The sequence below is a fragment of the Nocardia sp. NPDC051787 genome (genome assembly GCF_040681325.1).
Lineage (GTDB): Bacteria > Actinomycetota > Actinomycetes > Mycobacteriales > Mycobacteriaceae > Nocardia.
In genome coordinates this window covers 81,762-105,323 of record NZ_JBFAYO010000024.1, presented here as the reverse complement: position 1 = coordinate 105,323, position 23,562 = coordinate 81,762, and the positions used below count along the sequence as shown (strand labels likewise).

General features: G+C 69.3%; 6 protein-coding genes. 3 read left to right on the top strand and 3 right to left on the bottom strand.

Going from position 1 to position 23,562, the window contains the following annotated elements; translation table 11 throughout:
• Nucleotides 1-300: 300 nt before the first annotated feature.
• On the top strand, nt 301-1,824 hold the full coding sequence (locus AB0M45_RS24070; RefSeq protein WP_364333264.1) for an aldehyde dehydrogenase family protein: 1,524 nt from the start codon (nt 301-303) through the stop codon (nt 1,822-1,824).
• An 11-nt stretch (nt 1,825-1,835) separates the two neighbouring features.
• Here AB0M45_RS24070 and AB0M45_RS24065 read toward each other — a convergent pair whose 3' ends face one another.
• Complete coding sequence (locus AB0M45_RS24065) at nt 1,836-3,074, bottom strand: TetR family transcriptional regulator (RefSeq protein WP_364333261.1); 1,239 nt, start codon at nt 3,072-3,074, stop codon at nt 1,836-1,838.
• 127 nt (nt 3,075-3,201) lie between these two features.
• Between AB0M45_RS24065 and AB0M45_RS24060 the strand changes: the two genes are divergently transcribed.
• Together AB0M45_RS24060 and AB0M45_RS24055 are read left to right on the top strand one after the other, a co-directional pair.
• Nucleotides 3,202-4,023, top strand: coding sequence for an enoyl-CoA hydratase (locus AB0M45_RS24060; protein ID WP_364333258.1), 822 nt, complete (start codon nt 3,202-3,204; stop codon nt 4,021-4,023).
• Between the two features lie 48 nt (nt 4,024-4,071).
• On the top strand, nt 4,072-5,097 hold the full coding sequence (locus AB0M45_RS24055; RefSeq protein WP_364333255.1) for an SDR family oxidoreductase: 1,026 nt from the start codon (nt 4,072-4,074) through the stop codon (nt 5,095-5,097).
• Nucleotides 5,098-5,232: 135 nt separating this feature from the next.
• Here AB0M45_RS24055 and AB0M45_RS24050 read toward each other — a convergent pair whose 3' ends face one another.
• Both AB0M45_RS24050 and AB0M45_RS24045 read right to left on the bottom strand, forming a co-directional pair.
• Nucleotides 5,233-6,222: an alpha/beta hydrolase family protein gene (locus tag AB0M45_RS24050; RefSeq protein ID WP_364333291.1), complete on the bottom strand. Its 990-nt coding sequence runs from the start codon at nt 6,220-6,222 to the stop codon at nt 5,233-5,235.
• A 239-nt stretch (nt 6,223-6,461) separates the two neighbouring features.
• On the bottom strand, nt 6,462-23,357 hold the full coding sequence (locus AB0M45_RS24045; RefSeq protein ID WP_364333252.1) for a non-ribosomal peptide synthase/polyketide synthase: 16,896 nt from the start codon (nt 23,355-23,357) through the stop codon (nt 6,462-6,464).
• Nucleotides 23,358-23,562 lie beyond the last annotated feature (205 nt).

Genomic DNA, 23,562 nt, shown 5'->3' with positions numbered 1-23,562 from the left:
ATAGAGGCGCGGCCGGACGTAGTCCGTCCACAGCCCGCGCCGGGCCGAGCGAAGGCTGAGGCAGCCGCCTAGTGCGGCGCGCATCAATTGTGTCCTTACTCACATTTCCTGCTCCCGGTTCGTCGCGCAAGGAATCAATGCTGGTGAGGACGATCCGGGGCGTCCAGGTGGTGGTGGCCGAGCCTTGTCGGCCCGCCGTGCCTGCCCATAGTCTGCTCTGTGGGGGACCACACTCACTCGTCCGCGGCTGTGCCCCGCTGAGCGGTCCGCACGCTGGTTTCGACACTGCGAGAGGTGATCATGGCCGAGTCCGCGCAGCCATGGGTGGCGGCGCGTCCGGGAGGAACGGGCCGAACGAACGTGCTCACGTCCTACGATCCGCGCACCGGCGAGGTGGTGGGCAACTACGCCGTCATGGGCACCGGTGAACTCAACCGCGCCGTGCGCACTGCCCGCGCCGCCGAAAAGTGGTGGGCGGAGCTGGGATTCAGCACTCGTAAGCGCTGGCTGCTGGATTGGAAACGCGATATCGCCCGGCGCTCGGGCGAATTGGTCGCCCTGCTGTGCGAAGAGACCGGAAAGCCGGAGGTGGACGCCGCGATCGAGGTGATGCTCGCGGTGGAGAACCTGGATTGGGCCGCGCGCAACGCCGCCCGCGCGCTGGACCGGCGGCGCATCGGTTCCAGCTGGCTCAGCCGCAATCAGCGGGCCTCGGTCGGCTACTTGCCGCTCGGCGTGGTCGGGGTGCTGGGGCCGTGGAACAATCCGGTGTTCACCCCGCTCGGTTCGATCGCCTACGCGATGGCGGCGGGCAACGCGGTGGTGTTCAAGCCGCACGAGCTCACCACCGGCGTCGGAGTGTGGCTGGCGGACAGTTGGGCTCGGCTGGCGCCGAATCAACCGGTGCTGCAGGTGGTTACCGGCGACAGCGCGACCGGCACGGCGCTGTGCCGGGCGAAGGTCGACAAGATCGCCTACGCCGGCCCTGAGGCGGGTGCCCGCGAGGTGATCGCGGCGTGCGCGCAGACCATGACGCCGGTCGTCGTCGAGCGCAGCGGCAAGGGCAGCATGGTCGTACACGTGGACGCGAAGCTCGACGACGCCGCCGAGGCCGCGGTGTTCGGCGCGATGGCCAACGCCGGGCAGAACGCCACCGGTATCCAGCGGGCCTACGTCGCCCAGTCGGTCTACGACCGCTTTCTGGAACTGGTCGCGGACCAGGCCCGTAGGCTGCGGCCGGGCGCGGACCGGAAGGCGTCCTACGGCCCGATGATCATGGAGTCACAGGTCGAGGTGGTGCGCAGGCAGGTGCGCGACGCGGTGGCCCGCGGCGGACGCGCGGTGGTCGGCGGGCTGGATTCGATCCGCGAGCCCTACATCGAGCCGATCGTGCTGGCCGAGGTGCCGGAGGAGAGCAGCGCCATCACCGGCGAGGGCATCGGCCCGGTGCTCATCGTGAACAAGGTGGCGAGCATGGACGACGCCGCCGAACGGATCAACGCGGTCGGCACCGACGTCGCGGTGTCGGTGTTCACCCGGGACGTGCACGAGATCGAGGACTTCGCCGAGCGGCTGCGGGTCGGGGTGGTGACGATCAACTCCTCCACCGCCTACGCGGGCATCCCGGCGTTGCCCTTCGGCGGCGTGGGCGAGTACGGGCAAGGCCACAGCCACGGCGACCAGGGCCTGCGCGAGTTCAGCAGGACGCTTGCCATCGCGCGGAAGCGCTACCAGGCGCCGGTGAACCTGTCCACGTTCGACCGGCACCCGCGTCACCTGCGACTGGCCAGAACGATCTTCCGGATCCGGCACGCACGCACCTGAGCCGCGCGGGCTCAGCCGAGCAGCACCGCGTCCATCAGCGCCGTGACGCGCGCGAGTTGCGCTGGGCGGGAATCGAATCGGATCAGCCTGCCCACATCGATCACCTGCCCGATGGCGGCGTGCACGCGGAAACGCGCTTCGACCGGATCTCCGTCGAGCAAGTTGGCCCACTCGAGCACGTTCTGCCGCTGGATGGCGCGCAGCTTCTGCTGTTCGGACTGCGGCAGGTTGCTGAATTCGGCGTAGTAGACCGGCATGATCTCCGGCATGGCGAAGCTGAGCTTGGCGTAGCGGTCGGCCAGGCGCCGCGCCGCGTCCTCCCGGCTGGTCGCCTCGGCCAGCGCCTCGGTGATCGCGATGGCCAGCCGGTCGCCGGTGCGGTAGAAAGCCGCGGCGAGCAAGTCGGACTTGCTCGCGAAGTACCGGTACACGCTGGAGGCGTTGATCCCCACGGCGGCGCCGATCTCCTCGATGCTCGCCTCGTGGTAGCCCTGCCTGCCGAAGATCCGGATCGCCTCGGTGAGCAGCTGTTCCCGCTTCGAGGTCACCGGGATGCCGCGCGCGGGCTGGGCCGGGTCCGGTTCGGCCGGCGCGGCGGGCAGTTCGGTGCGCAGCACGGCCCAGGCCAGCTCGTGCAGTAGCGGGAGCAGCCTGGCACTGGACAGCGCGGTGCGATGCGCCGCGATACTCGCGATCGCGCTCAGCACGCCCGCGGCCAGCATCGCCACGTCCGCGGGCGGCGCGGCGGGCCGCAGCAGCGCGATCGGCTCGGCGAGGGTGTTGTTCAGGTCGTCGTAGATCTTCTTGATCCGAACGCGGTCGTCACGTTCGAGGTAGCGCCGTTCCCAGCGGTAGAGCCCGGCCTCGCGGCGGATCTCGATGGTGTGCTCGCTGATCGCGCGGATCAGGGCGTCCAAGCGCTGTGCGGGGTCGAGCCGTACGTCGTCGGCGGCTCGAGCGACGGTCAGCAGATGCCGTGCGCCCTCCTCGGCGGCAGCGACCAACAGCGCGTACTTGTTCGTGAAATGCCGGTACAGCGCGGGACCGGAGATCCCGACCTCGGCCGCGATCTCGTCCACACCCACCGGGTAGTACCCGCGTTCGCTGAACGCTCGCGCGGCCGCCCGGATGATCTGGACCTTGCGGTCCTTCGGGCGGCGCCGCACCTGCGGTGCGCCCTGCGCACCCGCCCTGCTTCCCGGGTCGGGCCGTGCGGGAGCGAGACCGATCTCGCTGCGATCCGCGACCATGCACCTCTCCGTTCTCCGGCGGCGCTGGTTGACAGCGCCCGACAATGGAACCTAAGTTAACCACAATTCGCAAAGTTAACCATTATTCATGGCCCGGCAGCTGCCGAATTCCAGCGTAGGAGCAAACATGAGCAACACCGATTCCGTGGATGCCGCCGACGTGCCGACGGCGTCCACGGGGTTCACCGCGGTCAAGGACGGCAAGGCGCTCCGGGTCACGATCACCAAGCCGAAGCGCAAGAACGCCATCGACTACGACACGATGGTCGCGCTCGGAGACACCTTCCACGCCGCGGCCGAGGATCGCGCGGTGCGCGTGATCGTCCTGACGGGCGAGGGCGGCGACTTCTGCACCGGCGCCGACCTGTCGGCGAGCGCGAACGAGGCGCGCCGCGGCATCACCTCGGACATGGTGATGGACGCGGCGAACCGGCTGGTGCGCGCGATCGTGGACGCGCCGGTCCCGGTGATCGCGCGTATCCGGGGCGCCGCGGCGGGCGTCGGGGTCGGCATCGCGCTGGCCGCCGATCTGGTCTATGCCAGCGAGGATTCCTACCTGCTGTTGGCTTTCATCAACATCGGCTTGATGCCCGACGGCGGTGCGGCCGCGCTGGTCGCCGCGGCGGCCGGCCGCCCGCTTGCCGCGCGGATGGCGCTGCTCGGCGAGCGGCTGCCCGCTCCTGCCGCCGAGGCGGCCGGGTTGTTCACTGCGGTCGTCCCCGATAGCGAACTCGACGACGCGGTCGCGCAGGCCGTCACGAAGATCGCCGCGGGGCCGCGCCGCGCGCTGGAACTCACCAAGCAAGCGCTGAACCAGGCCACGCTGACCTCGCTGGACGCGGCGCTGGACGCCGAAAAGGCCGGGCAGACCGAGTTGTTGCGGTCCCCGGATTTCGCCGAGGGCGCCACGGCGATGCTCACCAAGCGCAAGCCCGTCTTCGCCGACTGATCGGCCCGCCGCGATGCCCCCGGCGACAGGCGACTATGTTCATCGGCTATGACTTACCTGGTTACCGGGGCAACTGGGTTCATCGGTCGGTTCCTCATCCCCGAGCTCCTGAAACGCGAGGGTGACATCCATGTACTGGTCCGGCCGGGTGACGCCGCGGCCGACCGGTTCGCCTGCTGTGCGCAGGAATGGGCGGGCGGCGACCGCGTCCGCTTGGTGCGCGGCGATCTCGGCGCCCCCGGGCTCGGCATCGACCCGGCCTGGCTGACGCGGCATCGCGGCGGTATCGAGCACGTCTTCCACCTGGCCGCCGGCTTCGACCTGACCGAGCGTGGCGGCGGAACCAGGCATCTGGTCGACGTCGCCGAGGAACTGAATGCCGAACTGCTGCACCATGTCTCGACCGTGGAGGTGGCCGGGTCCAGCGAAGGCCTGTTCACCGAGGACATGTTCGACCACGGTCAGTCGCTGGCCACGCCGATGCAGCGGGCCGAATTCGAGGCCGAGCGGATCGTGCGGGAATCCTCCCTGCGCTGGCGCATCTACCGTCCGTCGATCGTGATCGGCCATTCCAAGACCGGTGAGATCGATCGCATCGATGGGCCGTACTACTTCTTCCGCCTGTTGCGGATGGGCGCGCAACTGCCCAGGCTCCTGCCTGTGCTGGTACCCAAGCTCGGCGAGACCAACATGGTCCCGGTCGATTTCGTCGCGCGTGCTCTGGACCACATCGCGCACCGGCCCGGCTCGGACAAGACCACCTATCACCTGGTCGACCCGCGCAGGCAGAGCGCGGTCGAGGCACTGAACCTGTTCGCCGACGAGGCGGGCGCGCCGCACCTGGTGGAGGTGATGCCCAAACGCACCCTCGACATGCTGCTGCGCGTCCCCGGCGCCAACTGGCTGCTGCCCCGCGTCGGCGTCCCGCTGGATATCCTGGAGCACAGCGAATTCACCTGCTGGTTCGACTGCCACCACACCAGCGCGGCGCTTGCGGGCAGCGACATCAGGGTGCCGCCCCTGGACGCCTACGCGCCGCGGATCTGGAAGTACTGGATCGAGAACTGGGTCTGATTCCCGCATCCAGCTAGGACCGTGGCCACTGGTGAAGTGCACCAAGGGAATCGCGAAAAGCCGACCGCCTGGTTACCCAGGGGCAACCAGGCGGTCGGCGCGGTTGCGCCGGGCGATCCGGATCGGGTCAGCGGCTCAGATGCCGAGGCCCTTCGCGAGCACCGGCCACGAGATCTGGAACTCGTCGCGCCAGTAACCCCACGAGTGGGTGCCCGAGTTGCGGAAGTTGTACGTGGCCGGGATACCCAGCTGCTCCAGCTTGTTCTTCAGGTTGTTCGTGCAGTAGTTGGTGCCCGCCTCGATCACGCCGCCGATGATGATCTGGTTGGCCAGACCGTACGGGCCGGGGAGGGCGTACTGACCATTGAGCGTGTCGTGCTGGCCGGGCAGGCCGTTTCCGGTGGAGATGTAGAGGTCCAGCCCGCGCAGCCCTTCGGCGTTCACGTACGGATCGTTGGCCACCCACTCCGGACCGCCCTGCGGACCCCACATGTTCTCGGTGTCACCGCCGCCCCAGGTCTCCACGGTCAGTTTCACGAACTCCGAGCCGACCGGGTCACTGGTCTGCGCGCAGCCGCTGTAGGCCGCGGCGGCCTTGTACAGGCCCGGCTTGGCGATCGGCAGCGCGAGCACCGTGGTGCCAGAGGTGGACAGGCCCGCGATGGCGTTCACGCCGTTGGTACCGAGCGCGCCGTCGACCAGCGGGGGCAGCTCCTCGGTGAAGAAGGTCTTCCACTTGTTGCGGCCCAGCACCGGATCGTCCTTGATCCAGTCGGTGTAGTAGCTCCACTTGCCACCGATCGGCTGAATCACGTTGACGTTCTTGTCCGACAGGAACTGCAGCGCGTCGGTCTTCGCCTGCCACGATGCGTCGTCCTCGCCGCCGCCCGCACCGTTGAGCAGGTACAGCGTGGGACGCGGCACCGACGCGTCGGCCGGGCGCTGGACGTCGATGATGATCTTCTCGTCCATTGCCGCCGAGTACACGTACAGCCGGATGCTGCGCGAGTCCTTGTACTCGGCCTTGGTGATACGCGAACCGTCCGGGGCGACCGGGTTGCCCAGCAGGGTCTTGGAATCGATGATCGGGTCAGCTGTCGCACTGGACGCGCCGACACCGGTCATCACTCCCGCGAGCACTGCCGTTGCCGCGATCGCTGCCGCGGCACGCAGGCCGCCGCGCCGGGTCTGTCGACGTATCAATTTCGCACCTTCGCTTCGTCTCGAGATTCGCTCTGCATGCCCCACGCGCCGGGGTGGATGCCCTGGACACCACGCCCGACCATACGGCCTATGTAGTCGTGACAACAGGGGACATTGTTACCGCACCGTTGCCCCATCATGCCCGAACCGATTCGATTCGATCATGACTCCCCCGGGTTGCGTGCGGTTTCCCACCCTCGGGGATGGAGTAGTTCGGACAATCGAGGACCGATCTGCGCCAGCGCTTCCGGGGAAGTCATCTGGTCGTGCGCGACGCCGACGGGATGATCGTCGACCGGGCCGTCGACGTACGGTTGCCAGCCGGCCGCCGCGATATCGTGCCCGGCCGCACTGAAGTAGTGCAGACGACCACGGAAGAGCCGCGGCCGGTGCTCGGCGATCAGCTCGGCCGAGCGCACCGCGCTGCGGTAGATCCGGCGCACCCGCTCGGGTGTGAGCACCGCCATATCCGGCGGGATCGTGGCGTGCAACGCGGCGAGCGCGTCCTCGCTCAGGTCGTGGATGTCGCCGTTGCCGGGCAGCAAGGCGTCCGCGCCGATGCCGAGCTCGGCCAGCGCCTCGCGAACCGCCGCGCGGAAGTCGGTGACGTCGATGTCCGGGTGGCTGTCCAGCATGGTCAGCAGCCCGATCTCCTCGCCGACGGCCTGCAACTGGGTTGCCACGGCGTGCGCCAGCACACCGCCGAGCGACCAGCCGAGCAGCCGGTAGGGCCCGTGCGGCTGCACCGCGCGGATCTCGGCCACGTAGCGGCGCGCCATGTCGGTCAGCGACGCCGGCAGGTAGCCGTCTTCGGTCAACGCGGGCGATTGCAGGCCGAAGATCGGCGTGCTCGCAGGCACGTAGCGCGCGAGACCCGCATAGCACCAGGACAATCCGTACATCGGGTGCAGACAGAACAGCGGCTGTGCCGCGGCCATGTCGTGTGGCACCATCGTCCGGATCGGCAGCAGCACCCCGAGCGCGGCGTTCGAATCCTGGTCGTAGTCGTGGGCGTCTTCCAGCGCCGCGAGGATGCGCGCGGCCAGCGACGCCGGGGTGGAATCGGTGAAGAACCATTGCACCCGCACCTCGGCGCCGGTGAGCGCGCGCAGCCTGCTCACCGCGCGCGTCGCGACCAGCGAGTTGCCGCCCAGATCGAAGAAGTCGTCGTCCATGCCGACGCGGCGTCCGTCGCCGGGGTCGAGCACCTCGCCGAACACGTCGAGCACGGTGCGCTCCAGCGCTGTGCTCGGCGCACGATAGGGACGCGCCGCCAGCTGCGGCACGGGCAGCGCCTTGCGGTCGAGTTTGCCGCTGGCGTTCAGCGGGAGCTCGTGGAGCGCGACCACCGCCGAGGGCACCATGGAGGACGGCAGCGCGCCGCGCGCGTGCAGCAGCAGTGCCGTCTCGTCGATGGTCTCGCCCGGCACAGCGACCACGTAGGCGACCAGCCGGTCCCCGGTCGCGCCACGCACCAGCGAGACCGCCGCGTGCCGCACCTGCGGGTGGGTGACCAGCACGGTCTCGATCTCGCCGAGCTCAACGCGCTGGCCGCGCAGCTTGACCTGGAAATCGCTGCGACCCAGGTATTCCAGCGCTCCGCCGCGCCAGCGCACGATGTCACCGGTGCGGTAGAGCCGGGTACCGCCCGCTTGGGCGACGAAACGCTCCGCGGTGCGGGCAGGGGCGCCGAGGTAGCCGCGAGCCAGCTGCACGCCCCCGACATACAGCTCGCCCGCCGCGCCCGGCGGTACCGGCCGCAATTGCCGGTCGAGCACGTGTACGCGGGTGTTCGCCACCGGGACACCGATCGGGATCGCCACCGCGGCGGTGTCGCGCACCGGATGGTCCGTGACCACGGTGGCTTCGGCGGGGCCGTACCAGTTGATCAGGGCCACACCGGGTGCGGTGGCGGCGAAGGTGGCCGCGGTCTCCCCGGACAGCGTCTCCCCCGCGGCGAACACCCGCCGCAACGACGGGTACTGCGCGGCCGGGTTGGCCACCGGGTCGAGGAACGCATCCAGCATCGAGGGCACGAAATGCACGGTGGTGACGGCGTTCTCGTCGATGACGCGGGCCAGGTAGGCCGGGTCGCGGTGACCGTCGGGCGCGGCGATGACGATGGCGGCCCCGGTCTGCAAGGGCCACAACAGCTCCCAGGTGGAGATGTCGAAGGTGATCGGCGTCTTGTGCAGCACCACGTCGCCGCCGTCGTGCGGATAGGCCAGCTGGGCCCAGCGGAACTGGTTGACCATCTGCCGGTGCGTGATCATCACACCTTTCGGGCGACCGGTGGAGCCCGAGGTGTAGATGACGTAGGCGACGCTGTCCGGGTGGACGTAGTCCTGCGGCCAAGGCCCCTGGTAGGGAGGCAGATACAAGGTGTCGACGGCAACCACCGGAATGCCGGTCGCGGTGTCGAAGCCGTCGGCGGTGGTGGTCAGCACGCAGATCGGAGCCGCGCTGTCGAGCACGTACTCGCTGCGCTCGGCCGGATGGTCCGGATCGATCGGCAGGTAGCCGCCACCGGCACGCAGCACCGCGTAGATCGCGACGATCAGGTCGATGCCGCGCCGCATGGCCACGGCGACCAGCGCCTCCGGTCCGACGCCCCAGCGCATCAGCTCGACGGCCAGCGATCGTGCGCGCGAGTCGAGTTCGGTGTAGCTGAGGGTGACATCGCCGTAGCGCACCGCGGGTGCGTGCGGTGTGCGGGCCACCTGTGTGTCGAACAGCGACAGCAGCGTCGCGTCGTCGAGCAGTTCCGGCACGTCGGTGGCGTTGCGCGCGGCCAGCTCCGCGCGCTCGTCGTCGAGCAGCACGTCGATCTCGCCGACCCGCGCCTGCGGCGTGGTCACGAAGTGGCCGATCAGCGCCGAGAGCCGCTGGGCCAGCGTCCGTGCGGCGGGTTCGTCGAACAGGTCGCGGAGATACTTCACCGAGACGCGCAGCTGGCTGTCCAGCACCACCATCACGGTGAGCGGATAGTGGGTGCCGTTGACCGCGCCGACGCCGGTGACGTTCACGCCGTCGATGGCGCTGGCCTGGACCAGTCCCTCCCGGTCGACGGGGAACGACTCGAACACCACGAGCGAGTCGAACAACCCTTCCACGCCGATCGCGTCCTGGATATCGCTCAGGCCCAAGTAGTGATGGTCCAGCAGCGCGGCTTGCTCGGCCTGCAACTGACGCAGCAATCCGCCGAGAGTCACGGTCGCACCCAGTCGCACCCGTACCGGGATCGCGTTGAGGAACAGACCGACCATCGCCTCGACGCCGTCCAGCTGCGGCGGACGCCCGGACACGGTGGCGCCGAAGACCACGTCGTCCCGATCGATGCTGCGGCCGATCAGCAGACCCCACGCCGCCTGCACCACGGTGTTCACCGTGACGCCGAGACCAGAAGCGAGCCGGGTCAGCGCGGTGGTGTCGGCTTGGGACAGCTCGAAACCGACTTCGCCGACACCCGCGGAGATCTCACGGCCCGGGTCCACCGGCACCAGCGGGGTCGGCTCGGTGATACCGGCCAAGGCGGTGCGCCACGCCGCGCGCGCCGCCTCCGCGTCCTGCGCCATCAGCCAGGCCAGGTAGTCGCGGTAGGACGGCACCGTGGGCAGGTGCCGCGAGTTACCGCCCAGCGCGTACAACGTCAGCAGGTCCTTCATCAACAGCGGCATGGACCAGCCGTCGATCAGGATGTGGTGGCTGGTCACCAGCAGGTGGTAGGCGCCGGCGGCGGACCGGATCAGCGCGAACCGCAGCAGCGGCGCGGTCCGCATGTCGAAGCGGTCGGCCAGATCGGCCGCTTTTACCCGTTCCAGCTGGGCTCTGGCCTCGGCCGGTTCCAACTGCCGCAGATCGATCAACCGCCACGGCACCTCCAGCGAATCCTGCACGATCTGCACGGGATTGCCCTCGCTGTCGTCGGCGAAGGCGACGCGCAGGTTGTCGTGCCGATCCAGCACCGCCTGCGCGGCGGCGTGCATCCGGCGGGCGTCCACCGCGCCGCTGAGCTCGAGCGCGAACTGGGTGGTGTAGACGTCCACCGAGGACTCCGCGAGCAGGGCGTGGAACAGCATGCCCGATTGCAGCGGCGTGACCGGCCAGGCGTCCGACAGGTCCGGGTAGGCGCGGGTGAACCGGTCGATGTCGGGCTGCTTCAACCGCACCAGCGGGAAGTCCGAGGGCGTGAATCCGCCCGCGTCGGGGCGCAAGCCATGCTCGGCGAGGCCGCCGAGCGCGCGAATCCAGTGCTCGGCGAACACCTTCGCGTCCTCGCCGCGGAACGCCGCCGCGGCGAAATCGAACCGGGCCAGCAGGCCGTCGTCGGTGGCGTCGACGGTCAGCACGAGCAGCAGGTCGTCGGACGGGATGTCGGTGTGCACCCGGGCGGGGCGCAGATCCCGGTAGCGCAGCGCGAACCGGCCGCGGCCGAGTCCGTGCAGTTCCGCGGCGGTGTCGGCGTTGAGATAACGCAGCAGGCCGTAGCCGACGCCACGCGAGGGCACCGACCGGCGTAGCTCCTTGATCTGTGCGATCGCGGTGCCGGCGGCGGGGCCGCCGATCAGGGCGTCCTCGATGTCGATCCTGGTCAGCCGCAGCGGAAGCGGATACTCGGTGACGAAGCCGCCCACCATGCTCTCCGCGTCGGCGAGGGTGGCCGCGCGGCCGTCGGCGGGCAGACGCACGACCGAACCGATCGCGCGCGTCACGGCCTCGCCCGCGGAGGTCCGCAGCGCCAGGGCCAGCGCGGTGAGCAGGATGTCGTCCACCCCGGTGTGATAGGCCTCGGCCGCGGCGGCGACGGCCTCCGCGCCCTCCGCGGTGATGGTGAGGGAAACCCGGCTGCGTGCGCGCAGATCCCGTCCATCGGCGCCCGCACTTTCCGGGAAGGTGCCGAGAGCCCGTCGCCACCATTCCATTTCGGCGACCGTGGCCGGATCGTGCGCTGTGGCCGACAACGCACGAATGAGCATGCCGAGGCCGGATTCCGGCGCCGCGGGGGCGGCGTGGCGGGCCCGGTTCCAGCTGGCCGTGAGCTGGTCGACGATGACGCGCCAGGAGACGTCGTCGACCACGAGGCTGCTGGCCACCACGATGAGCGTCGAGCGTCCCTCGGGACCGCCGGTGAGCACGAAGTGGATGTTCCGGCCCTGTTCCGGGTCCAGTGCCGCCGCGGCCGCCTGCACCACGTCGTCGATCGGCAGCGAGGTCTCGCCGCGAAGTGCGTCCAACCGGCGGAACGCCTCGCCGATGCGCTCGGCGACCGGAGGGATTCGCAGCATCGCCACACCGTCGTCGTACTCCACCCGCACCCAGAGCATCGGGTGCTGGTCGAGCAAGGCGGCTACCGCGCCCCGCACCGTCTCGGCAGAACAGGTCTCCGGGACGTCGAGCGCGATGGCCCGCACTTCGATGCCCTCGTCCAGCATCCGCGCCGCCTCCGCGGTGAGTGGCAGCTCGCCCGCCTCGTCACCGGGGCCGCCCTCGACCACGGCGGCGCGGGCCAGCGCGGCGACGGTCCTGCACTCGAAGACGTCGCGCGGCATGAACGTGACGCCGCGGGCGCGGGAACGGGAGACCACCTGGATGGACACGATGCTGTCGCCGCCGAGAGCGAAGAAGTCGTCGTCCAGACCGACCAGGTCGATGCCGAGCACTTCGCCGATGACCTCGGCGATCACCAGTTCGGCCGGGGTCAGCGGCGCACGGTAGGCGTGGGTCTCCAGAACCGGTTCCGGCAGCGCCTTGCGGTCCAGCTTGCCGACCGGCGTCAGCGGGATCGCATCGAGCACCATGATCGCCGCCGGCACCATGTACTCCGGCAGCGTGCGCACGATCCGCTCGGTCAGCGCGGCCGGATCCACCGTCGCGCCCTCGGCCGGGAGCACGTAGGAGACCAGCATCGTCGCGCCGGAACCGGATTCACGTCCGAGCGTGACCGCGAAGTCGACGTCGGGCTGGGCCGCGAGGGCGGCGTCGATCTCCCCGAGCTCGATGCGGAACCCGCGCACCTTCACCTGGAAGTCGTTGCGGCCCAAGTACTCCACGACCGGAACGCCCTCGGCCCGGCGCCAGCGCACCAGGTCGCCGGTGCGGTACAGGCGTTCGCCGGGCGCGCCGTACGGGTCGGCGACGAACCGCGCGGTGGTGAGTCCGGCACGCGCGTGGTAACCGCGGGCGAGCTGGATTCCGCCCAGATACAGTTCGCCGGCGACGCCTTCCGGCACCGGGCGCAGCCTGCTGTCGAGCACCAGCGACCGCATACCGCGGATCGGACCGCCGATGGTGACCGGGTCGCCGGGCCGCAGCGGGTCGCTGATATTGGTCATGATGGTGGTCTCGGTGGGCCCGTAGCCGTTGTGGAAGGCGCGCTGCGCCGCGCCGGTCCACTTGGCCGCCAAGTCGGCGGGCACCGCCTCGCCGCCCGCCACGATCGCCCGCAGGCCCGCAAGCGCGTCCGGGTCGAGCGAGGCGAGCACGGACGGGGTGAGGAAGGCGTGCGTGACACCCTCGGCGCGAATCAACCCGGCCAGTTCCTCGCCGCCGAAGGTCAGCGGCGGCGCGACCACGAGCGCACCCGCGGAACCGAGCGCGAGCAGCAGTTCCAGCATCGACGCGTCGAACGACGGCGACGCGAACGCCAGTGCGCGCGTGGACCGGTCGAGCCGATAGCGCTCCACCTGCTCGGCGCTGAAGTTCGCCAAGCCCGCGTGGGTGACCACGACGCCCTTGGGCAGACCGGTGGAGCCGGAGGTGTAGATGACGTACGCGGCGTTGTCGGCGCGCAGCGGCCCGCGCAGCTCACCGGGCCGCAACGGCCGGTCCGACCGCGCCGCGACGTCGAAGGTGAAGTCGTGATCGTCCAGGGCGACCCAGGCGCCGCAGGACAGGGCGGGCAGGTCGACCAGCTCGGCGGTCAGCGTCACGCCCAGCGCGACACCGGAATCCGCGACCATGTGCGCGATGCGGCCGGCGGGATAGGTCGGATCGATCGGGACGAACGCCGCACCGGTCTTCGCGACCGCCCACAGCGCGAGCACGTATTCGCCCGAACGCCGGATGGCGATCGCGACCAGCGCGTCCGGTCCGGCGCCGCGGTCGATCAGCGCACGCGCCAATTGCGCTGAGGCGGCGTCGAGTTCGGCGTAACTGAAGCTGCGGCCCGCCGCGACCACGGCGACGCCGGTCGGGTTCGCGGCGACGGCTTCGGCCATCAGGTCCGGCAGCGTGCTCGGCGGCACCGCGGGCCCGCCGGTGCGCGTGATCAGGTCGACGCGCTCCGAGTCGTCCAGGATCTCCAGATCGCCGACGGCGGTGGCCGGGTGCCGCGCGACGGCGGCGAGCACGCGGCGGAACCGGCGGCCGAATTCCACCACGGTTCGCTCATCGAAAAGATCACGAGCGTAGGTGAATTCGGCGGCGATACCGGCCTCGGCGCCCGCCTCGGTGCGCTGTTCACGCACGGTGAGCAGCAGATCGAACTTGGCGGTCTCGGCCACCGGGTCGAGCGCGGTGAAGCCGAGGCCGGGCAGTTCGAAGCTGGTGGCGGCGAGGTTCTCGAACGACAGCGCCACCTGGAACAGCGGATGGCGACCCGCCGAGCGCTCCGGATCGAGCGCCTCGACCAACCGCTCGAACGGGATGTCGGCGTTTGCGAAGGCGCGCAGATCGGTTTCCCGGTTGGCGGCCAGCAAGTCGGTGAATCCCAGGCCGGGCGTGACGCGGGTGCGCAGCACCAGGGTGTTGACGAACATGCCGATCAGATCGTCGAGTTCGGCTTCGCCGCGGCCCGCGACGGGGGTGCCGATGGCGATGTCGTCGGTGCAGGACAAACGAGACAAGAAGATGGCGAACGCGGTGTGCACGACCATGAACAGCGTGGCGTTGTGCTGTCTGGCCAGCCCGGCCAGTGCGGCGTATACGTCCGCCTCGATGACGAAATCGGTCTTGCCGCCCGCGAAGGACTGGTCGGGCGGACGGGGGCGGTCCGTCGGCAGATTCAGCTCGTCGGGTAAATCGGCGAGCTCGGTTGTCCAATAGGCCAATTGCGCGCCTGCGAGGGAGCCGGGGTCGTCGTCGCCGCCCAGCACCTCGCGCTGCCACAGCGCGTAGTCGGCGTACTGGATGGGCAGCGGCGCCCAGGACGGGGCCTCGCCGCCGCTGCGCGCCGCGTAGGCCACCATCAGATCCCTGGTCAGCGGGCCCATCGACCAGCCGTCGGCGCTGATGTGATGCGCGACGAACACCAGTACGTACTCGGTGCCCCCGAGCTGGAACAGCTTGGCGCGCAAAGGTACCTCGCCGGTCACGTTGAAACCGGCCGCGACGATCCGTTGCACTTCGTGGGCGACGTGCTCGTCGCCGATCTGCGCGGGGGCCAGATCCACCGGCACTTCGTGCGGCGCGAGCACCTGCTGCACCGGGCCGTCGGGCGTCTCGGGGTAGATCGTGCGCAGGATCTCGTGGCGCGCGACGATATCCGCGACCGCCTGCTGCAACGCGACGACGTCGAGGTCACCGGACAGGCGGATCGCGGCCGGGATGTTGTAGACCGAGGCCGAGGTGTCGAACTGGTTGAGGAACCACATGCGCTGCTGCGCGAACGACAGCGGAATGCGATCGGGACGTGGCCCGGCGACCAGCGGGGTACGTTTGCGCTCCCCTGCGGCCCGTTCGACCTTGATCGCCAATCCGGCGACAGTGGACGCCTCGAACAGGGCCCGCACCGGGACCCGGGCGTCCAGCGCCGCGCCGATCCGCGCGGCGACCTGCGTCGCCGACAACGAATTGCCACCGAGTGCGAAGAAATCATCGTCCGCGCCGACACGTTCGGCACCGAGCACCTCGGCATACACCGAGGCCACGATCTCCTCGATCGGAGTCGACGGCGCACGGAAGGCCTGAACCTCGAACTCCGGCTCCGGCAACGTCTTCCGATCCAGCTTGCCGTTGACGTTCAACGGCAGCGCATCCAGCACCACGAACGCCGAAGGCACCATGTACGACGGCAGGCCCGCCGACAGCGCGGACTTCACCGCAGCCACATCCACATCGCCGTCGGCCGGGACCAGATACGCCACCAGACGATCACCGGTCTTGGGATCGGACTTCGCGACCACCGCCGTTTGCGCGACCTGCGGCAACGCCAGCAGCGCCGCCTCGATCTCACCCAATTCGATCCGGAATCCACGAATCTTCACCTGGAAGTCCGTACGACCTCGGTATTCGAGTTCGCCGTCGGCATTCCAGGCGGCCAGGTCACCGGTGCGGTACATCCGCACACCCGACTGGAACGGGTCGGCCACGAAACGATCCGCCGTCAGATCGGCACGACCGAAGTAACCGCGCGCCAACTGCGCACCGGCCAAATATAATTCGCCGGTAACACCCACCGGGACCGGCCGCAGCCGGCTGTCGAGCACGTAGACCCGGCTGTTCCACTCCGGCGCACCGATCGGCACCGACGTCTCATCGGCTACGGTGACGCGGTGGCTGGTGATCGACACCGCCGCCTCCGTCGGGCCATACAGATCGAACAGTTCCGCGCGGGGATGCTCGCGCAGGAAACGCTGTGCCACCTTGGCCGGCAGAGCTTCACCGATCGCCAGCACCTGTCGCGGCGACCAGCCTGCCGCCGCGTCGCCCGCGGATGCCCGGTGCACCAGCAGCGCATCCAGCATCGACGGCACTACATGCAGCGTCGTGACGGACTCCCGCGCCATCAGCTCGTTCAGGTACGCCGGGTCCCGATGACCATCCGGTGCCGCGATGACCAGCCGCCCACCGCACACGGCGGCCGACCAGAATTCCCATACCGACAAATCGAATGTCGCCGCCGTCTTCAGCAGTACCGCGTCGTCGGGTGTCAGCTCGAATGCGGAGGTCTTCCACAGCAATTGATTGACGACGGCAGCGTGCGGCACGGCGACACCCTTCGGGTGGCCGGTCGAACCCGACGTGAAGATGACGTATGCCGTGTTCTCCGGCCGCAGCGGTGCGATCCGCTCGCTGTCGGTGATCGGCCCGCTCGCCACCTCGCTCAGCTCGAGGTCTTCCAACCGCACCACGGGGACGACATGGGTCTCGAAGGCGGACTCGGCATTGGTCAGCACGCACACAGGCTGGCCAGTCGCTAGGACGTAGTTGGTCCGGTCCGCGGCTTGACCGGAGTCGACCGGCACGTACGCGCCACCCGCCTCCGACACCGCGTACATCGCCACGACCAGATCGATCGATCGGCGGAATGCCAGCGCGACCCGGGATTCGGGGCCGACACCCACCGAGATCAGGTAGCGCGCGAGGCGGTTCACCCGGGCGGCCAGTTCGGCGTAGCTCAGCTCCGTGCGTTCGCCCTCGGGCCGGTCCGCGACCAGCGCTACCGCTCCTGGTGCCGCCGCGACCGACCGCCGCAGCAGCGATCCCAACGTCGCGGCCGGTTCCACCGGGTGCGTCGTGACGTTCCATCCAGCGAGGTCGGTGCGCTCGGTGTCGGCGAGGATGTCGATATCCCCGACCGGAACCGTCGCGTCGGCGACCACGGCGGATAGAACCCGCGATAGTCGGTGGGCGAATCCCTGTACCGTTCTCGCGTCGAAAAGGTCCGTCGCGTATGTGAGGAAACCACCGATACCGGCGGGCGCACCCGACTCGTCATACGCATCGCCGACGATCAAATGCAGATCGAATTGCGATACAGCCAAATCGGCATCGACACCGGCCACCGTCAAACCGGGCAGCTCCAGCGCGGTACGCGCAATATTCTGGAACGACAAGCCCACCTGGAACAACGGATGACGCGCCGTCGACCGCGGCGGATTCAGCACCTCCACCAACCGTTCGAACGGCACATCCGCGTGCGCGAACGCCTCGAGATCGATATCCCGCTGCCGCGCGAGCACGTCCGCGAACGAGTCGCCTCCGTCGATGCGGGAGCGGAACACCACCGTATTGACGAACATGCCGATCAGATCGTCGAGTTCGCGCTCACCACGCCCGGCGACCGGCGTACCGACCGCGATGTCGTCCGAGCCGGACAACCGGGTCAGCAACACCGCGAACGCCGTGTGCACCACCATGAACAACGTGGCGCCATGCGCACGGGCGACTTCGACCAATCCGGCATGCGTCGCCGCGTCGATCCCGACATCCACGCGCGCACCGGCCAGCGACGCCACGGCCGGACGGGGGCGATCGGCAGGCAACTCCAGCACGTCGGGCAGATCGGCCAACTGCGCACGCCAGAAGCCGATCTGCTGGGCCGCGATCGACTCCGGATCGGTTTCCTCCCCCAACACCGCACGTTGCCACAACGCGTAATCCGCGTACTGCACCCGCAGCGGCGACCACCCCGGCACCTCACCGGAGGTACGCGCCGCATAAGCGGTCATCACATCCCGCACCAACGGACCCATCGACGACGCATCGGCGGCAATATGATGCACGACCACGGCGAGCACGTATTCGTTCGGCGTATCGGCGATTTCGAGCAGCCGCACACGCACCGGCACTTCGGCCGTCACATCGAAGGGTGTGGCCGCGAGCGCATAGACCTCGCTCGCGACCTCGGTGGCGCCGATCGGGTGCGCCGGCACGTCGAGCGTCACTTGTCCGGCGGCGAGCACCACCTGGACCGGACCATCCGGAGTCTCCGGGTACACGGTACGCAGCACCTCGTGCCGCGCGACCACGTCATGCAGCGCCGCGCCCAGCGCCCGTACGTCCAGCTCGCCGGTCAATCGCAGGGCGAACGGCAAGTTGTACGCGGCCGAACCGATCCGGTCCCCGGCGTCCTCGGACTGATCGAAGCGGTTCAGGAACCACATCCGCCGCTGCGCCAATGACAACGGCAGCCGCTCCGGACGCGCGATACTGCCCAGCTCCACGCCGCGCTCACCATGCGCCCGCGACTCGATCGCCGCCGCCAATGCCGCGACCGTTGGCGTCTCGAACAACGCCCGCACCGGCACCCTGGCACCCACCGCCGCACCCAACCGGGCCACCACCTGCGTGGCGACCAGCGAATTGCCACCGAGCGCGAAGAAATCGTCCTCCGCGCCCACTCGCCGCAACCCGAGCACCTCACCGAACACTCCCGCCACGATCTCCTCGACGGGGGTGACGGGCGCACGGAATTCGCGCGCGGTGAAGGCGGGTTCGGGTAGCGCCTTGCGGTCCAGCTTGCCGCTGGGATTCAGCGGGAACTCGTCCAACGCCACGATCGCGGCCGGAACCATATAGGTGGGCAGCATTTCACCGATCGCCGCCAGCAATGCGGCCTGATCGATCGATTCGCCAGGCGCGGGGACCGCGTAGGCCACCAACTGGTCACCCAGCGACGAAGACGCGACCACCGCCACCGCCTGGCTCACCGACGGCTGCGCCAGCAATGCCGTCTCGATCTCCCCCAGCTCGATCCGCTGACCACGGAATTTCACCTGGAAATCGGTCCGGCCGAGATAGTCGAGCCGCGGCGGCAACTCCTCGGTCGCGCCGCGCCAGACCACCAGATCACCGGTCCGGTACATCCGCTCACCGACGCCGAACGGGCTGGCCACGAACCGGTCCGCGGTGAGATCGGGACGACGCACATAACCGCGGGCCAACTGATCACCGGCGAGGTAGAGCTCGCCCGGAACACCCGCCGGCACCGGTTGCAGGCGCGAATCCAGCACGTATACCTGGGTGTTCCACTGTGGCACGCCGATCGGAACGGACCGCTTGTCGACAGCCGTGGCGGGCCAGTAGGTCACCGACACCGCCGCCTCGGTGGGGCCGTAGAGGTTGTGCACCGCCGCGTCCGACATCGCCCGCACCGCGGCGACCGTTTCCGGCGGCAGCGCCTCGCCGATCACGAAGATGTCCCGCAAGCTGGGGCACGATCCTGGCGCGGTGTGCGCGGCGAACACGGTCAGCATGGATGGCACGAAATCGGTGACCGTCACGCCATGGGCGGCAATGGTTTCCGCGACGTAGACCGGATCGCGATGCCCGTCGTGGGTCGCGACGACGAGCTTCGCGCCCACGCGCAACGGCATGAAATAGCCCCACAGCGATACGTCGAACGTGGTCGCCGTCTTCTGCAGGTACACGTCATCGGGATCGAGCGGGTAGGCCGCGAGCATCCAGCTGATCTGGTTCTGAATCGCGTGGTGGGAAATCGCGACGCCCTTGGGGCGGCCGGTCGAGCCCGACGTGAAGATCACGTAGGCCGGATGATGCGGCAACAACGGACGCACCAATTCCTCGGCGCGCACCGGTGAATCGTCGAATCGATCCGGATTCACGGCGTCCAGTAGCAAGACGGTGGTGCCTTCGGGTACGTCGACCGCGTCGGCGGAGGTGGTGAGCACGCAGACGGGCTGCGCAGTCTCGAGAATGTGCGCGATGCGTTCGGCCGGATGATCCGGATCCAACGGCACGTACGCCCCGCCCGCCGTGACGATCGCGTACATCCCCACCACGAGATCCAGCGACCGCCGAACCGCCAAACCCACCAGCGACTCCGGACCGACGCCCTGCGAGATCAGCAGCCGCGCCAGACGATTCACCCGCGCGTCGAACTCCCGATACGTCAGCGTCGCGTAGCGACTCGTTGGGGGGTGGTGGTCGGGCGACGGGTGGGCCAGCGTCGCGTAGCGACTCGTTGGGGGGTGGTGGTCGGGCGACGGGTGGGCCAGCGTCGCGTAGCGACTCGATGAGGGGTGGTCGGGCGACGGGTGGGCGAGTTCGGCGCCCTCGTAGACCACCGCGACCTCGTTCGCATACGCAGCCACGATGCGCCGATAGCCGTCCAGCAACAATTCCTCCGGCACCGGATACCTGGTGCTGTTCCACTCGAGCAGCACGCGCTCGCGCTCGGCGGGAGCCAGCAGATCGATCGCGCCGATCGGCTGATCCGGTTCCGCGGCGACGGCGGCGAGCAATCGTTCCAGCCGCCAGGCGAACTCGGCGATCGTCGCCTCGTCGAACAGGTCGGTGGCGTAGGTGAACATCGCTGTGAAACCCGTGGCGCCACCCTCCCCGCCCGGCACCACCGTCAATTGCAGATCGAATTTCGCGACCGCAGCACCGAATTCCACGGTCTGCGCGGACAAGCCGGGTAGCTCGATCTCGGGCTTGCTCATGTTCTGGAAGAACAGCGCCACCTGGAACAGCGGGTGGTGCGCCTGCGACCGCACCGGATCCAGCACCTCGACCAGCTGTTCGAACGGCAGCTCGGCATGCGAGAACGCGGCCAGATCGGTCGCTTTCGCCTGCTCGAGCAGTGTGCGGAAGGACACGCCCAGGTCGATCCGGGTGCGCAGCACCAGCGTGTTGACGAACATGCCGATCAGTCCGTCGAGTTCCCGCTCGCCACGACCGGCGACGGGCGTGCCGATGGTGATGTCGTCGGTGCCGGTGAGCCGGGCGAGCAGCACCGCGAACGCGCTGTGCAGCACCATGAACTCCGAGGCGCCCACGCTGTGCGCCAGTTCGGCGAGTCCGTGGTGCACCGAAGCGTCCACCGCGAAGGTGTACTCCGCGCCCCGCCCGGATGCGACGGCCGGGCGCGGGCGGTCCGCGGGCAGGTCGATCCGGTCCGGAATGCCCGCCAGAGCGCGACGCCAGTACGCGATCTGCGCCGCCGCCACCGAGTCCGGGTCGTTCTCGTCGCCGAGCACGGCGCGCTGCCAGAGCGTGTAGTCCGCGTACTGCACCGGCAGCGGAGCCCACACTGGTCTCGCCCCATTGCGCCGGGCAAGGAACGCGCTGAGCAGATCCTGCAGGAATGGCCTGACCGAAGCGCCGTCGGCGGCGATGTGGTGCACCACGACCACGATCACGTGGTCGCCGGGGCCGAACTCGGCCAGCGCGATGCGCAGCGGCACCTCGGCCGCGACATCGAAACCGGTCAGCGCCGATCCGCGCAGCCAGTCGAGCAGTTCGTGCTCGGCGATCGGCTTCGGCGCCAAGTCGGGGACGGCGCGCGCCGCGGGCACGACCACCTGATAGCCCGTGCCGTCCACCGCCGGATACATCGTCCGCAACGTCTCATGACGCTCGATCACATCCGCGACCGCCGCCTGCAACGCCGCCACATCCAACGCACCCGACAACCGCACCGCGAACGGAATATTGTTGGCCGCCGAATCGGTATCGAACTGATTCAAGAACCACATCCGCTGCTGCGCGGGTGACAACGGCACCCGCTCCGGACGCTCCACCGCCACCAGCGCGCGCCGATCCCCGGCACCCTTCATCGGCTCCAATCGCGCGGCGAGCCCGACGACGGTGGGACTCTCGAAGACCAGCCGGGCGGGCACCCGCGCCGCGATGGCGGCCCCGATGCGGGCCGCGACCTGCGTCGCGATCAGCGAATTGCCGCCGAGTTCGAAGAAGTCGTCGTCCGCGCCGACCGGCGCACCCGGGCCGAGCAGTTCGGCGAACACCTCGGCCACCAGCTCTTCCAGCGGTCCGACCGGCGCGCGGTACACCTTGGTCTGCAAACGCGGCACCGGCAGCGCCGCCCGGTCCAGCTTGCCCACCGGCGTCAGCGGGATCTTCTCCAGCACCATGACCACCGTCGGCACCATGTGCGCGGGCAGGCTCCGCTCGGCGACGGCGGCCAGTTCGGCCGCGTCGGCGATCATCCCGGGCGCGGCGTGCACGTAGGAGACGAGAATCGTTGCGCCGCTGTCCAGTTCGTGCCCGACGGTGACGGCGAAGTCGACGCTCTCGTGTGCGGCCAGCACCGCGTCGATCTCACCCAGCTCGATGCGGAAGCCGCGGATCTTCACCTGGAAGTCGTTGCGCCCCAGATACTCCAGCTCGCCGTCCGGCGTCCAGCGCACCAGGTCGCCGGTTCGATAGAGCCGCGAACCATTCGCGTCGAACGGGTTCGCCACGAAGCGGGACGCGGTCAGTCCGCGCCGTTCGTGGTAGCCGCGGGCCAGCTGGGCGCCGGTGATGTACAGCTCGCCGACCACGCCGCTCGGGACGGGGACCAGGCGATCGTCCAGCACGTATTCGGTGACGGCCCGGATCGGCGCACCGATGGTCACCGGCTCTCCCGGTACCAGCGGCGCGCTGATATTGGTCATGATCGTGGTTTCGGTCGGCCCGTACCCGTTGAAGAACTCGCGGGTCCGCCCGCCGGAGACCGGCAGCACCCAGCGCCGGACCAGTTCGGCTGGGCACGCCTCGCCACCGGCGACCACCACACGCAGCTCGTCGAGCCCGGCCGGGTCCACCGAGGCGAGCGCGGCGGGCGTGACGAAGGCGTGGGTGACCCCTTCCCTGCGCACCAGGCACGCGAACTCCTCGCCGCCGAACACGATGGGGGAAGCGACCACCATCGTGGCGGCGCCACCCACCGCGAGCAGCAGTTCCAGCACCGACGCGTCGAACGAGGGCGACGCGAAATGCAACGTCCGCGACGCACTGGTCACGCGATACCGGTCGCGCTGCTCCGCGCAGAAACTCGCCAGCCCCGCCTGGGTGACGACCACGCCCTTCGGCTTGCCGGTGGACCCGGAGGTGTAGATGACGTAGGCCGGATGTTCCGCCCGCAGCGGGCGCACTCGATCGGTGTATGTCACCGGGTCGGCCGGAAACTCCTCCAGCCGCCGCGCGCACTCGGCGGTGTCGATGTACAGCCACTCGACCCGGTCCGGTAAATCGGCGCGGACCTCCTCGACGGCCAGTCCGAAGACCGCGCCCGAGTCGACGACCATGTGCTCGACGCGATCGGCGGGGTAGTTCGGATCGACCGGGACGAATCCGGCGCCCGTCTTCGCGACCGCCCAGACCGCGACCACGGAGTCGATCGATCGCGGTATCCCGGCCGCGACCAGGTCCTCGGGCCCGACGCCGCGATCAATGAGCAGCCGGGCCAGGCGGGTGGACCGCTCGTCCAGCTCGGCGTAGCTCAGCGTGGCCAGCGTGCTGGTCGCATCGGCGAAGATCACGGCGGTGCCACTCGGATTGGCCTCCACCGCGGTGGTCATGAGCTGCGGCAGCGTGGTGACGTGGGGGCGGCGGGTCCGGGTCGGGCGCACACGGGCCGGGCGGGTCATGCGCGCACCGCTTCCGCAGTCTCGTCACACCGCTGCCGGACCGCCCGAACCATGGAGATGCCTCACCCTGTCTGTTGTTGCCGCGCACTCCCCGCCCTCATGATCATCGAACGCGTACATACCGATCGTTACGAATCCGCCGCGGCACGGCCGAGCGCGAACGGACCCGCGAGTTTCGGAGTGCGGGCGAGTACTTGCGACGATT

Excerpts from the sequence above, each read along its gene's own strand:
- AB0M45_RS24070 (WP_364333264.1), top strand. The coding sequence starts at position 301 with ATGGCCGAGTCCGCGCAGCCATGGGTGGCGGCGCGTCCGGGAGGAACG.
- AB0M45_RS24065 (WP_364333261.1), bottom strand. The coding sequence starts at position 3,074 with ATGGTCGCGGATCGCAGCGAGATCGGTCTCGCTCCCGCACGGCCCGAC.
- AB0M45_RS24060 (WP_364333258.1), top strand. The coding sequence starts at position 3,202 with ATGAGCAACACCGATTCCGTGGATGCCGCCGACGTGCCGACGGCGTCC.
- AB0M45_RS24055 (WP_364333255.1), top strand. The coding sequence starts at position 4,072 with ATGACTTACCTGGTTACCGGGGCAACTGGGTTCATCGGTCGGTTCCTC.
- AB0M45_RS24050 (WP_364333291.1), bottom strand. The coding sequence starts at position 6,222 with ATGACCGGTGTCGGCGCGTCCAGTGCGACAGCTGACCCGATCATCGAT.
- AB0M45_RS24045 (WP_364333252.1), bottom strand. The coding sequence starts at position 23,357 with ATGACCCGCCCGGCCCGTGTGCGCCCGACCCGGACCCGCCGCCCCCAC.